Genomic DNA, 13,423 nt, shown 5'->3' with positions numbered 1-13,423 from the left:
CACCTACATATATGAAAGCTACGTCCACCATGCCAATAAAAAGATCCGAACGATTTATCGTTCGGGTCTTCTTTTAGCTAAAATACTTTTGTACGGATCGTTTTGTCTTCATTTTTATTTTTTAATTAATCCTTTTTTTACTAAGAATTGATGAGCGACTTCTTCAGCCGTTTTTCCTTTTGCATTTACTTGATAGTTCATTTCACGCATTTCGTCGTCACTGATTTTACCACCCAGTTGATTTAAGATTTTTTTCAGTTCAGGGTGCTCTTTTAGCGTATCTTCACGAAGTACAGGCGCTCCTTGATACGGAGGGAAGAACTGCTGGTCGTCTTTTAAGACTTTTAAACCAAACTGTTTGATTTCAGGATCCGTTGCGTAAGCATCAAGCATGTTAATATCGCCTTTTTCAACAGCGCGATAGCGAAGCTTCGGCTCCATCGTTTTAATATTCGGGAAAGTAAGGCCATATTCTTTTTGAATGCCTACGTAGCCGTCTTCACGATCTTTAAACTCAAGCGTAAATCCTGCTTTTACTTTATCTGTTGCATTTGCCAAATCTGAAATGGTCGTTAGATTATTTTCTTTGGCAAATTCTTTTGTCACGGTCAATGTGTACGTATTATTAAACTTCATTGGATCTAAATAGACAAGCCCGAATTTCTTTTTAAATCCTTCTTTTGCCTGCTTGTACACCTGTGTTTCATCTTTGCTGTCCGGCTGTTCCTTTAGATGCGTCACAATGGCTGTCCCCGTATATTCAGGGTACAAATCAATTTCCTTGTTACGCAGAGCCTCAAATACAAATACCGTTTTCCCAAGCGACGAACGAAGGTTTACTTTCATATCGGTTTGATCTTCAATTAATTCTTTGTACATATTGATTAAAATATCTTGTTCTGCGCCAATTTTCCCTCCGATAACAAGGTCTGGTTTTGTTGCGCTCATCGCTGCAAACGGAGAAACAAGAATAAGTACTAATACGATGATCATGATGAACGAGCGTTTTTTGGACCCTTTTTTAGCAGAGTGTTCAATCGTTCGCAGAATTCCATCAAAAATAAGCGCTAATAATGCTGCTGGAACGGCTCCTAATAAAATCAAACTATTATCGCTTCGGTCAATACCAAGCAAAATTAAGCTTCCGAGTCCGCCTGCTCCGATAAGAGCCACGATTGTCGCTGTACCAATAATGAGTACCATCGCTGTGCGAATTCCGGCCATAATGACAGGAAGCGCTAGAGGAAGTTCTACTTTGATTAATCGTCTCCACGAGTTCATCCCCATGGCTTTGGATGCTTCAATTAAAGATGGGTCCACTTCTTTAATTCCGGTATATGTATTTCGTACAATAGGAAGAAGCGAATATAAAAACAGTGCAATAACCGCGGGAAAGGTTCCAATTCCGACAAGAGGAATCAGTAATCCTAATAAAGCGAGTGAAGGAATGGTTTGCAGTACGGCTGTTACGCCAATGATCGGTTCAGCAATGCGGTCATGCCTCGTTAAGTACAGTCCAAGCGGCACTGAAATTAATACGGCGATCACAAGAGCCAGTACTGAAATTTGAATGTGTTCAAGAAGAGCTTGAAACAGGGCATCTCCTCGTTGATCTAATAATGCGCTTAGTGCATTCATTACAGCGTTCCTCCTTCTTTCGTTTTATCAGAAAGAAACGCTAATAGAGTTTTGCGCGTTACAACGCCAATGCGTTTGCTCCCTTTTTTCACAGCTATTGCTTCATGGTCGTAAAGGGCGTCCATTGCCTGCTGAACAGTGGCGGTTGAAGCTAGCTCTTCAGTAGGTTCTACGTCTGGCTGTTCACTTTCTTTGACAAACATATCCAATGTCTCAAATAAAGCATTTCCTTGATTTCCAATAAATGTTTTTACAAACTCATTTTTAGGCTTTTGAATGAATTCCTCCGGGGTGCCAACTTGAACAATTTCCCCATCTTTCATCAGGCAGATACGATCTCCAAGCGTCATGGCTTCGCTCATATCATGCGTAACAAACACAAATGTTTTTTTGATTTTTTCTTTTAAGCTAATAACATCTTGTTGAAGCTGTTCGCGGCTTAACGGATCGAGGGCACTAAAGGGTTCGTCCATTAAAATAACGGGGGGATCAGCTGCGAGGGCACGTGCTACACCTACACGTTGCTGCTGGCCACCTGAGAGCTCAGACGGCTTTCGGTTTCGATATTGCTTTGGGTCTAGTCCTACCAAGGTAAGCAGTTCATCAATACGCGTTTTGATTTTGTTTTTCTTCCAATGCTTCATCTCCGGTACAATGGCTATATTCTCAGCAATGGTCATATGAGGAAAAAGAGCAATCTGCTGTAGCACATAACCAATGTTCCAGCGTAGCTCATGTATGTTGTGGTCCGATACGAGCTTATCTTTTATGTATAGTTCTCCTTCGGTAATATCATGAAGACGGTTAATCATTTTTAAGGTGGTTGTTTTCCCACATCCACTCGGACCAATTAAAACGAAAAACTCTCCTTCTTTTATTTCTAGATTAATATTTTTCACGGCGGTCGTACCGTCTGGATATTGCTTTGACACATTCTTAAACGTAATCAAATTATCGTTCACACTCCCTGTTGAAATTTAACCCCTAGTTTCGTGTACCCAATACTTAGAGGCAATAAACATTCTTTTAAGAATATTTCTAAATATGATTCATAAGACATAGTGGAAAAGATACACATGTTTTCTAACAGCCTCCTAATAAGGCTATCAAACTGTTAAAGTTTTCACAAGGCGGGGAAGAATAATTCGGAGAATAAATTTAAAGCCAATCCAAATAAAAAAACCTTCTTTCAACAAGAAAGAAGGTTTTTGAGTATGCTAGCGACAGGGATCGAACCTGCGACCTCTTGCTTACCATGCAAGTGCTCTACCTACTGAGCTACACCAGCGTCTTGGAAAATTATATCACGTTTAAATTTATTTAGGAAGCGCTTTTTTAAATTTTTTTATTGGTATATTCTCTAATTTGCGTCTTCTGAAATTCGCACTTTCTACAAAGTTCCATATTTCATGTTAGAACTTCTTACATAAATTGTGTGAATTTTCTTTTTTTATATTACCCTTAGTAAAAGAGCTTACAAAAGAAGGGAAGAAAATAGATGGAACAACAACCAACCATGACAAAATCAAAAACGGCAACTCCCTACCCAAGAGACTGCACGTTCAGCCTGGAAGATTGGACGACGCTTGCTAAGTATTGGTACCCCGTCGCACGCTGCAGTGATGTAACAGAAAAACCAACGTCCGTAAAATTACTAGATGTAAATCTAGTTTTATACCGCACCACACACAAAGTTGTAGCGGCACGTGATTTATGCGTTCACCGAGGCACCCCGCTTAGCATGGGCTGGGTGGAAGATGATGAAATTGTCTGTCCTTACCACGGCTTCCGCTACGCAACGGACGGCGCATGCACGTCAATTCCAGCTCACCCTGACGCCAACATTTCTCCCCGTCTCTGTATGGCCGTCTATCCAGTTATTGAACGATATGGATTAGTGTGGACGTCCCTGACAGGAGAACAAGATAACCTGCCTTATTTCGATGCGTGGGAGGACCCTGATTTTCAGCAAATTGTTTGTCCGAGCTTTGATATCATGGGTTCAGCCGGTCGTCAAATGGAAGGCTTTTTAGACGTAGCTCATTTTGCTTGGGTTCACACAGACACATTTGGTGATCGAAACAACGCCTTTGTGCCTAAATATAAAGTAAGCGATACAGACTATGGGCTTCATGTAGAATATACGAGCACCGTGAGCAATTATTCCAAAGAACAGCAGCATTTAAATCCAACTGATTTTAAATGGCTTCGCGTCTTTGATGTTTATCCCCCGTTTACAGCTACGCTAAAAGTATACTTCCCAGAAGGCGCAGAGCTGTGGATTATGAATGCAGTCTCTCCTATTTCAGCCCGCGAAACACGTTTATTCGCGCCAATCGCTCGAAACTTTGACAAAGATTCTCCCGTTGAAGGTGTGTATGACTTTAACCTTCGCGTCTTTGACGAAGACCGTGAAATGGTGGAAAACCAAAAACCTGAAGACTTGCCTTTAGACCTGCAGATGGAAGCGCATATTATGGCTGATCAAACGTCCATCGGTTACCGGAAATTATTAAAGAAAATGGGCTTAAGCTTTAGATATACAAGCTAAAAAAATCCCCGCTGTCTCAGCGGGGATTTTTTTTATTTAGCAAACTGCTCGCGTGCTGCTTTTTCCTTTATCACTTCATCTTCACTTGCCGGCGTTGCGCGTTTCATGAAGAATGAAAGAATTAAGGCAACCACCACTAGGACTACTGAGACAGCAAACGCATCGTTAATCCCTTGTACCATTGCCTGCATCCCAATCTGTTCTTTCATTTGAGCTGCCCCGGCTGCGGTTGCATTAGCTGCTCCTGCTCCGCTCATTGCATCTTGAGCGAGCTCTTTTGCATGAGTAGCTGTACGGTTTGACATCACCGTTACTAAAAGAGCCGAACCAATAGCTCCCGATACTTGTTGAAGCGTATTGTTCATCGCAGTACCATGCGGATTAAAACGCTGCGGAAGCTGATTTAATCCGTTTGTCATAACCGGCATCATCACCATAGACATTCCGAACATACGAAGCGTGTAAAGCGTAATGAGCGTTGTATAGGTCGTATCAAGCTCTAAGTTACTGAAGAAATACGTCGTAACGGCTGTAATCGTTAGACCCGTTACAGCCAATGCACGCGCTCCGAATTTATCAAATAATTTTCCGGTAATCGGTGACATCACACCCATTAGCAGCGCACCTGGAAGCATTAGTAATCCTGAATGAAGCGGAGAGATGCCTCGTACCGTTTGAACATAAATTGGCATTAGCAGCATGGCTGAGAATAATGCCATTGTAATTACCATCGAAATCGTTGATGATAAAGCAAACATTGGATATTTAAAAATGCGGAATTCAAGCATCGGTGTTTTAAGCTTGAACTGACGCGTAATAAATAAAATCAGAGCCACAGCTCCTACGATAATGGTACCGTATACTTCCACAGAATCCCAGCCTTTATCCCCTGCTGAGCTAAACCCGTATAGAAGTCCGCCAAATCCAATTGTAGATAGCAAAAGGGATAAAAAATCCAAATTGATTTCCACTTTTTCTTTTTTGTCTTTTAATAGGAAGAAAGCGCCTATTAATACAATGGCTGCGATTGGCGTAACAAGGTGGAACAGCATTCTCCACTCATAGTGTTCAATTAGCCATCCTGATAATGTAGGACCAATTGCCGGAGCAAAAATCATAACTAAACCGAAAATCCCCATCGCAGCTCCGCGTTTTTCTAATGGAAAACTTGTGAGCAATACGTTCATTAAAAGCGGCATCATAATAGCTGCGCCTGACGCTTGAATAATACGAGCGGTTAACAACACAGAAAATACTGGCGAAGCACCTGCAAGTATTGTTCCTGCTGTAAATAAAGTCATCGCCGTTAAAAATAAGCCTCTGACAGAATAGCGCTGAATTAAAAAAGCGGTAGTTGGAATCATAATACCATTCACTAACATATAACCAGTAGAAAGCCACTGGACAGTTGACGTTGTCACATCTAAGTCTTTCATAATAGACGGCAGCGCCACATTTAATAACGTTTCATTCAATAATGAGATAAAAGCGCCAATTAACAAAATAGCAATTATGCCATAAGGCGGCTTTTCCATTTGATTTATCGATCGACTCATTATTGTACCTCCTTATACTTTAGGTTCATTTTTTTAGACACGTGTTCTACATAGAGTATATTATACTGTGAGTTCAATTTATGCAAGTGAAAAATCTTACGTTCACGTTCTTTATTTTCTCAACTTTTTTAGTCCTATAATCCTTTTATACCAATATATTGTCGTGATATCGTTCAGTTTTCTGAAAAGAACATTTGTGTAAACGCTTTAAATCATGTATCATAAAGTTGGACCATGAGTCTAATTTTACATTTAGGTGATAATAATGAATAATCGAAAACAGCAAGTTGTAAAAAATGCACACCATCTCTTCGTTGAAAAAGGATTTCAAGCTACTTCTATTCAAGACATCATTGATTATAGCGGCATTTCAAAAGGAACATTCTACAACTATTTTTCTTCAAAAAATGAATTATTAATCGCTGTTTTTACATGGCTTCATACGACCATTGAACAAGAGCGCAATCAGCTGCTGGTTGGTAAAAGTCTGACCGATGTAGATGTATTTATTAAACAGATCGATGCGCAGATGAAAAACCATCACAAACATAAATTTTTTACGTTACTTGAAGAAGTATTTGTTTCTAATGATCCTGATTTAAAAGCATACATAAAAAAAACCCAGTTCATTGAAGTAAACTGGTTCTACAAACGGTTTATTGATTTATTTGGACAAGAAAAGAAACCTTATCTGCTAGATTGTGCAATTATGTTTCTTGGCATGCTTCACCGCAACTTTCACTATAATTTTATGGTCAACGGTACAAATACTGATCCCCATGAGATTATAACTTACAGCGTTAAGCGTCTGCTTCCTCTTGTAGACGAAGTAGCAAGTTCAGGAGACATTTTGCTCGATCCGCAAACGATCAAAGAATGGCTTCCATCTTGCCCAAATACTAAAAATCAAATAGAACAGGACATTTCCGCAGCACTTATCGATTTAAAAAAGCAAGCTCACAAACAATTTACGGATGAATTCGAACGTCAAAAATGCACAGAGCTTATTAGTTTTATTGAAGAAGAGATGTTTAAACAATCGAATCCACGCAAGTTTGTTGTGGATAGTGCCCTTCATTCATTAAAGCAGCTGCCTGTTAACAACCGTAAAACGAACCTAGAGGAACTGCAAACGATGATTGATCAGTATGTGAGTGAACTTCAATCAACAGCTAGAAGCAACTAAACATATGAAATTCACGCTCACCATAACAACAAAAAACGAACGATTATGATTTTTTAATTAATCGTTCGTTTGTAATTCCAACTAAAATACTTTTATCCCAGCCTCTTTTTTATTTTCCTCCAGTAAACGAAATTCCTTTAATGAAATATTTGTTAAAAAACGCATAAATGAGCAAAATTGGAAGTGTAAAAACCATGGAAGCTGCCATAATATAGTTCCAATAACTGATATACTGACCTTTAAATGTGTTAAGGCCTAAAGTCAACGTGAACATATTTTCATCAGACATCACAATTAAAGGCTTCATAAAATCATTCCAAAACCCCATAAATACAAAAATCGTTTGTGCTGCTAAGGCAGGTTTTGCAAGTGGAAGGACTATTTTGAAGAATGTTCCAAACTTCGATAACCCATCCAACTCCGCTGCTTCTTCAAGCTCTTTTGGGAAATTAATAAAAAATTGACGCATCATAAATATAAAAGTCGCATTTACCATTCCCGGTACAATCATTCCCTGATAGGTATTTAACCAGCCTAACTCTTTTAAAATTAAAAAATTAGGAATCATCGTTACTTGTCCAGGAATCATAAGCACCGCTAAAATAATAATAAATAAACTTTTCTTTCCCGGGAAACTGAGGCGTGCAAGGGCATAACCAGCCATTGAGTTAAATAGCAAATTCAGAGCTGTTCCTACTACGGCAATGAATAAGCTATTAAACATCCAGCGAGGGAACAGCTTTTGTTCCACAAAAATTTGTTTATAATTGTCTAGCGTAAAGTGTTTCGGAATAAAGTTCACCGTACCTGACACAATTTCTTCTAGCGTTTTAAAAGAAGCGGACAGCGCCCAAATAAATGGAATCAGAGTAATCAGCGCGTATATGCTTAAAATCGTATATAAAATGAGGACTCCTGTTTTTTTCTTCATCTTTTTCTTCCCCCCCCTTAGTACATACTTTCTTCTTTTGAAAACTTTCTCTGAATAACCGTTGCCACCAAAATCACGAGCGCCAGCATAAAGGCTAGTGCTGCAGCATACCCCATAGTACCTAAATTTTTAAATGCATATTGATAAATAAGCAGAACAACAGTCAGAGTCGAGTTATTAGGACCTCCTGAACCTCCTGAGAAAATAAACGATTGATCAAATAACTGAAACGTACCAATCAGTCCCATGATCACTACGAATGATGTAACCGGTCGCAGATTCGGAACTGTAATATGCCAAAACCGTTGAAACACATTAGCCCCATCTAACTGAGCTGCTTCATAAAGCGAATCTGGTACGTCTTGCAAAGCTGCCAAATAAATAACCATAAAAAATGGAGCTGTTGCCCAGATGTTCATAATCATAATGGCAATCAAAGCGACCTGAGGATCTCCAAGCCAATTGTAAGTTGGAAGACCAACAAACTTTAAAAACTCGTTCACAATTCCATTTTGATTGTACATCCACATAAAAATAAGCGTTAATACAGCCGATGATGTAAGTGTAGGTAAAAAATAAATAATGCGAAAAACTTTTTCTGCTTTTAGCCCTGCATTTAATGTGGCCGCCAGTATAAGTGCCAATGCGGTTTGTACCGGTACAACAATTACTACATACTTCACCGTATTCCAAAGAGCAATTTTAGCTTTGTCATCTTCAAGAACCTTCATGTAGTTCTCAAGCCCTCGAAAATGAAACTCAGTTCCTCCCAGCAATTGAACTTTATGTAAAGACAAAAAGATGGCATAAAAAATAGGTGCAATAACAAACAGCAATAGTACAAACAGTGTAGGTGTCATAAAAGCATATCCTTGCCCTACATCACGAGGTTTGTACGTTCGTATTTTTCCGTCTTTCATTTCCTCCACTCCCCCGCCAAGCCTTATTCATAAATACTAATCTCTTGATTTGCCTGCTTTTGTGCTTTTTTCAAAGCTGTTTCTAAATCACTTTGTCCCAAAAAGGCGCTTAAAAACTGGTTATTAAAGTTATTCATGATAATAGGCAAATACGGACCATCTTGCCAGACAGTTGCATAAGCAGCTCCTTTTACTAATGGACCTCGTTTTTCGTCTTCAGCAAAACCAAGCTTATCCGCTACGGATTTTCTTGTTGGCAATGCATAACCCTTGCTTGTCCAAGTTTCCATTCCTTCTTTCCCGGTTAAGTACTGAATGAGCTCCCAAGATGCTTTTTTCTTTTTTGAGTCAGCATTCATTACATACGCGACCGTAAATGCCATCGTATTTTTGTGACCGTTTATTGTCGGAACTTCCGCTGTACCGTAATCAAGTTTTGGGAAGGACTCCTGTAAAAATGGAATCATCCAATTCCCTTCAATCACCATAGCTACTTTTTGTTGTGCAAACATGTCCGTACCTGAATTTGCGCCTACATCAGAGGGCTGTACAGACGTTTTATCTTTTAAATGCTGATCGATGAGCGGCTGAAGAGAATCCACGACTTCTTTCGTAGCAAAGTTTGCCTTATTGTTCTTTACAACGTCTCCTCCGTTTGCCTGCGCCATGTAGAAGATACGCGCTAATTCCGGCGTGACACCAAACGCTTGAATCCCTTTCTTTTTAAATACTTTTGAAACTTCTTTAAACTCATGCCATGTTTTTGGTACTTCTACTCCTGCTTCTTTAAATAGCTTTTTGTTGTAAAATAAGCCTAATGTGGAGTAATCTTTCGGAAAACCATAAGTCTCTCCATTTTTTTGAAACGCTTTCAATAATGGTTTCTCAAAATCCTGAACATCAAAATCAGATTTTACATAAGAATTTAAAGGTTCTAAAACCCCTGTATTAATAAGACCCGGCGCTTCAAGTGCATCAAGATAAAAAACATCTGGACCATTTCCACCTATTAAACGCGTTTTTAAAATATCCATGTATTGATCAGTGATTACTTCATGCTTCACATGAATTGATGGATGGAGTTTTTCAAAGTCTTGAATAGTTTGATTAAGCAGCTTCGTCTCTGTTGGGTTGCCTCCCCAGCCGGCTAATACAATTTCGACTTGACCATTTTCCCCGGAAACTTCTTGTACATTTGAACATCCAGTTAAAGCTGCTCCAGCCACTGCCAGAACCAAACTTAAAGCGAGTATCCACTTCTTCATTAGCTGTCTCCTTTCATTTCATTGACCTGCGGCTTATTAATTGACGCTTAATAAACCGAGGTCGAAGTAACATTAACCTACATAATTTCTTACCTTACATTGAGATAGAAGCTCGTATTTTGTCGTATTTTCTTTCACGTAAATAATAGTTTCGCTTTCTTCTTTTTTAACCGTTAATGAAAGTTTCCCACTGCCAATCCCAAGGTTTTCTACAGAGATTTCATTCATATCGTCTATGAGCAAAGGATTTATCTGTATAGTACCTGCTGTACTATCAGGAAACAGTCTCAGCATCGCCTGTACGAAAGCTAAAGGCGTGCCGGCTGCCCAAGCTTGAGGTGAGCAGGCAACGGGATATTTGACAGGCTTGCCAAGGTTACTTGAATAGCCGCAGAATAGCTCTGGAAGACGGTCGTATTCAAAATGCTCAGCTGCATCAACCAGCCCTTTTATCACTTTATTGACTTCTGTTTGCTTGTTCGCTTTACTCAAACCGAGAACAATTAAACTATTATCGTGCGGCCAAATGCTCCCGTCATGATAACTCATTGGATTATAACCCGCTTCTCCTTCTGCCATTGTACGAATTCCATATCCCGAAAACATAGATTCTGATACTAGCCTTTCCGCTACTTTGTTCAGCTTCTCCTCATCCATCATCTCGGCTAAAAGTACATGACCTGGATTTGACGTAATCGTTCCTACTTGATGTTTATGTTCATCAAGTGCAATGGCATAGAATGACACGTCTTCCATCCAAAAGGCTTCATTGAACTTTTTACGCAGCAGCTCAGCTTCTTCACGTAAACTATTTGCTTCATTTGTTTTGTTTAACTGATCATATAAAGAAGCAATACCCATTTTCGCTTGATATACGTAGCCTTGTACTTCCACTAAAGCAATAGGAGTTTTTGCATATTCACCGCTGCGATGGACAACAGAATCCCCTGAGTCTTTCCATCCTTGGTTAGCAATTCCTTTACTTGATTCTTGATGGTATTCAAGAAATAAATCACCGTCTCGATCTCCATATTCATTGATCCATGTCAAAGCTCCATCGACAGTCATTTGCATTTCTTTTACAAACTCGAAGTCTCCCGTCCACTTCACATATTCCGTTAACAAAATTAAAAATAATGGTGTCGCGTCAACTGTTCCGTAATATGGAGTAAAAGGTATTTGATTTGTGTTGGCTAGTTCTCCGTAACGTATTTCATGCATAATTTTACCCGGCTGTTCATCACGCCATGGATCATTTGCCGTTCCTTGATATGCTGCCATAGTACGTAGCGTTCCTTTTGCTACTTCCGGATTAAAAGCCAGCATTTGAAGCGCTGCAATTAGACTATCCCTTCCAAATGGCACACCAAACCAAGGCAATCCAGCTACAGGAAAAGCACCGAATCCTACATCCGTTAGCAGTACGCGCAGGTCGTTAAGTCCTCTTGTAATAAGGCGCTGCATTGTCGGATGATCGGTTGTCACTTTTGTAGAAGATTTTTCCCACTTTTTATATGACTGCGTTAGTAAACTAAATGCTTCACCAGCTGATAAAATATTTTCATTGATGTCTTCGCCTATTTGCGGCTGAACCATTAATGTAATTTCTTCTTCTTCCTGATGGTTCAGTTCGAAAGAAAACATAACCTCTCCTTGTTCATACACGTGTGAGGCTTTTTTATCCCAAGAAATCCGTGTCGAACGCTTGATATCATCTGATCCTTCGTATGTATATATTAAACTGCTTTCCCCTTTTATTTGCCCTGTTCGTTTTCCGACATTTCCAGTTTGAAAACCTCTTACGATAAACATATCGTTAAAATCGACATCTGCTTGGATACTTAATGTAAAAGCAATTTTTTTAGGAAAATAACTTTTCAATTTTATTTTTTCATAGAAAATACCCTCATATATAAAGCGCTTTCTTTCTATTTCTACAGACTCTCGCCACAGCGATAGTTCTCCTTCTTTTTCCATATGCGGATTAGTAAGAAGAATTGTGGCTAACAGGTTTTCGTCGGCACTTGAGGACAATAACACAGGATCTGTACCGTTAATTTTCAAATGAAATTTGCTCAAAAAACGCGTATCTTTCATATATAGCCCTAAACCATACTGATGGTTTTCAATGATATTTCCTGCTTGATCTGTTAGTAAAAATAAGTCATTTTCTTTAATCACACGGTAATCCATTTCCATCCCCCTAAATTTCACCGAAACGTTTTGGAAAAACGAAACACAAAACCGAAACGTTTCGGTTTTTACATTATATAAAAACCACTAGCCGTGGTTTTTAGCTGTTGATTCTCGAATAATCAGCTGTGTATCAAGATAACGCTTCATATTTGTTTCTTTTCCTTCTAGCATCTCAATTAGTAAATCTGCAGCTTCATAGCCAATCTGATATACTTCCTGCCCTACAGTCGTCAAATTTGGAGACGAGTAAGAAGCAAGAACAATATTATCATATCCGACAATCGAAACGTCTTTTGGTACATCAAGGCCAAGTTCTTTGCATGCTTTTAATGCTCCCAGTGCCATTAAATCACTTGCACAAAAAATAGCGGTGAGCTCTTCATACTTATTTAAAAGCTCACTGGCAGCTTTCTCTGCTTTCTTTTCTTCAAACTTTCCGCTTACAACCCATTCAGACCGAAACGACAAACCGCATTCTTTGAGGGCTTGTCTGTATCCGTTGAGACGTTCTTGGCTGACAAATGCGTCTTCATGTCCGTTAATCATCCCAATATGCTGATGGCCAAGACTCGCTAAATGTTCAACCGCTTTTTTAGCTCCCAAGGCATTATCGGTGGTGACATAGCCTACTGAACTAGAATGGACGGGAATATCAACTAAAACACAAGGAATATCGCTTTCTACTACTTCTTTTAAATAAGGATCTCTTTTTTGATGCCCTGAATAATTGCCCCGTCCACTCTTCGCTCTCGACAAAGCTGAGTATACGTTTTTTCTCGCTGCATCATCGTGTTTGTATTAAATAAAATCAAGTCATACCCCAAAGTAGATGCACGCTCATTTACACCGCACAATACTTCAAACGTGAAATTATCTTTTACGCTCTCTCTGCTGATGCCTGAAACTAGTAGTCCAATTGTCTTTGACTTTTGCATAACCAATCCTCGAGCTAACGTATTGGGGCTATAGTCCAGCTCTCTTGCTACGGCTGCAATCTTTTGCCTTGTTTTTTCATTTACATCTGAATAACCATTTAAAGCCCGAGACACCGTTGTTACAGATACGCCGGCAACTCGCGCTATATCTTTAATCGTTGTCAATCAAAATTCCTCCAAAACGTTTCGGATAACTTTAAATAGATTGTAACGCTTTCATTTCTTAAATTCAATACTTTTTTAAT

At 39.3% G+C, this 13,423-nt stretch carries 9 protein-coding genes, 1 tRNA gene and 1 pseudogene; 2 read left to right on the top strand and 9 right to left on the bottom strand.

What is annotated here, in order from left to right:
* Window positions 1-114 precede the first annotated feature (114 nt).
* The 3 genes from ACXAE4_RS08350 to ACXAE4_RS08340 form a co-directional block, all read right to left on the bottom strand.
* Window positions 115-1,638 (bottom strand): ABC transporter permease/substrate-binding protein, encoded by a 1,524-nt coding sequence (locus ACXAE4_RS08350; protein ID WP_154973198.1) that lies wholly within the window; start codon window positions 1,636-1,638, stop codon window positions 115-117.
* Entirely contained in the window at window positions 1,638-2,588 is a 951-nt protein-coding gene (locus tag ACXAE4_RS08345; RefSeq protein ID WP_014458647.1) for an ABC transporter ATP-binding protein, read from the bottom strand. Before ACXAE4_RS08345 ends, ACXAE4_RS08350 begins: the two co-directional genes overlap by 1 nt.
* Window positions 2,589-2,853: 265 nt before the next feature.
* Window positions 2,854-2,926, bottom strand: a tRNA-Thr gene (locus ACXAE4_RS08340).
* Window positions 2,927-3,136: 210 nt separating this feature from the next.
* On the opposite strand from ACXAE4_RS08340, the gene ACXAE4_RS08335 reads away from it, so the two are divergent.
* Window positions 3,137-4,189 carry an aromatic ring-hydroxylating dioxygenase subunit alpha gene (locus ACXAE4_RS08335; RefSeq protein ID WP_108674290.1) on the top strand — a complete coding sequence of 351 codons (1,053 nt, stop codon included), beginning with the start codon at window positions 3,137-3,139 and terminating at the stop codon, window positions 4,187-4,189.
* Window positions 4,190-4,221: 32 nt separating this feature from the next.
* Here the strand turns inward: ACXAE4_RS08335 and ACXAE4_RS08330 are convergent, their stop codons facing one another.
* Window positions 4,222-5,745 (bottom strand): DHA2 family efflux MFS transporter permease subunit, encoded by a 1,524-nt coding sequence (locus ACXAE4_RS08330; RefSeq protein WP_028415033.1) that lies wholly within the window; start codon window positions 5,743-5,745, stop codon window positions 4,222-4,224.
* A 265-nt stretch (window positions 5,746-6,010) separates the two neighbouring features.
* Here ACXAE4_RS08330 and ACXAE4_RS08325 point away from each other — a divergent pair, with 265 nt between their 5' ends.
* On the top strand, window positions 6,011-6,931 hold the full coding sequence (locus ACXAE4_RS08325) for a TetR/AcrR family transcriptional regulator (RefSeq protein ID WP_028415034.1): 921 nt from the start codon (window positions 6,011-6,013) through the stop codon (window positions 6,929-6,931).
* A gap of 109 nt (window positions 6,932-7,040) precedes the next feature.
* Here ACXAE4_RS08325 and ACXAE4_RS08320 read toward each other — a convergent pair whose 3' ends face one another.
* The 5 genes and pseudogenes from ACXAE4_RS08320 to ACXAE4_RS08300 form a co-directional block, all read right to left on the bottom strand.
* Window positions 7,041-7,862, bottom strand: a complete 822-nt coding sequence (locus ACXAE4_RS08320; protein WP_014458643.1) for a carbohydrate ABC transporter permease — start codon at window positions 7,860-7,862, stop codon at window positions 7,041-7,043.
* 17 nt (window positions 7,863-7,879) lie between these two features.
* Window positions 7,880-8,782: a carbohydrate ABC transporter permease gene (locus ACXAE4_RS08315; RefSeq protein ID WP_098113586.1), complete on the bottom strand. Its 903-nt coding sequence runs from the start codon at window positions 8,780-8,782 to the stop codon at window positions 7,880-7,882.
* A 23-nt stretch (window positions 8,783-8,805) separates the two neighbouring features.
* Complete coding sequence (locus ACXAE4_RS08310) at window positions 8,806-10,047, bottom strand: ABC transporter substrate-binding protein (RefSeq protein WP_165636141.1); 1,242 nt, start codon at window positions 10,045-10,047, stop codon at window positions 8,806-8,808.
* A 72-nt stretch (window positions 10,048-10,119) separates the two neighbouring features.
* Entirely contained in the window at window positions 10,120-12,240 is a 2,121-nt protein-coding gene (locus tag ACXAE4_RS08305) for an amylo-alpha-1,6-glucosidase (RefSeq protein WP_289578300.1), read from the bottom strand.
* Window positions 12,241-12,327: 87 nt separating this feature from the next.
* A pseudogene (locus tag ACXAE4_RS08300) lies at window positions 12,328-13,343 on the bottom strand (LacI family DNA-binding transcriptional regulator).
* Between the last annotated feature and the right edge of the window lie 80 nt (window positions 13,344-13,423).

The sequence above is a fragment of the Priestia sp. ABM2_011 genome (assembly GCF_056158845.1).
This window is presented reverse-complemented; position numbering and strand designations above follow the sequence as displayed.

Bases quoted from the DNA above. Each gene is read 5' to 3' on its own strand.
- ACXAE4_RS08325 (WP_028415034.1), top strand. From the start codon at position 6,011: ATGAATAATCGAAAACAGCAAGTTGTAAAAAATGCACACCATCTCTTC.
- ACXAE4_RS08330 (WP_028415033.1), bottom strand. From the start codon at position 5,745: ATGAGTCGATCGATAAATCAAATGGAAAAGCCGCCTTATGGCATAATT.
- ACXAE4_RS08335 (WP_108674290.1), top strand. From the start codon at position 3,137: ATGGAACAACAACCAACCATGACAAAATCAAAAACGGCAACTCCCTAC.
- ACXAE4_RS08310 (WP_165636141.1), bottom strand. From the start codon at position 10,047: ATGAAGAAGTGGATACTCGCTTTAAGTTTGGTTCTGGCAGTGGCTGGA.
- ACXAE4_RS08320 (WP_014458643.1), bottom strand. From the start codon at position 7,862: ATGAAGAAAAAAACAGGAGTCCTCATTTTATATACGATTTTAAGCATA.
- ACXAE4_RS08315 (WP_098113586.1), bottom strand. From the start codon at position 8,782: ATGAAAGACGGAAAAATACGAACGTACAAACCTCGTGATGTAGGGCAA.
- ACXAE4_RS08350 (WP_154973198.1), bottom strand. From the start codon at position 1,638: ATGAATGCACTAAGCGCATTATTAGATCAACGAGGAGATGCCCTGTTT.
- ACXAE4_RS08305 (WP_289578300.1), bottom strand. From the start codon at position 12,240: ATGGATTACCGTGTGATTAAAGAAAATGACTTATTTTTACTAACAGAT.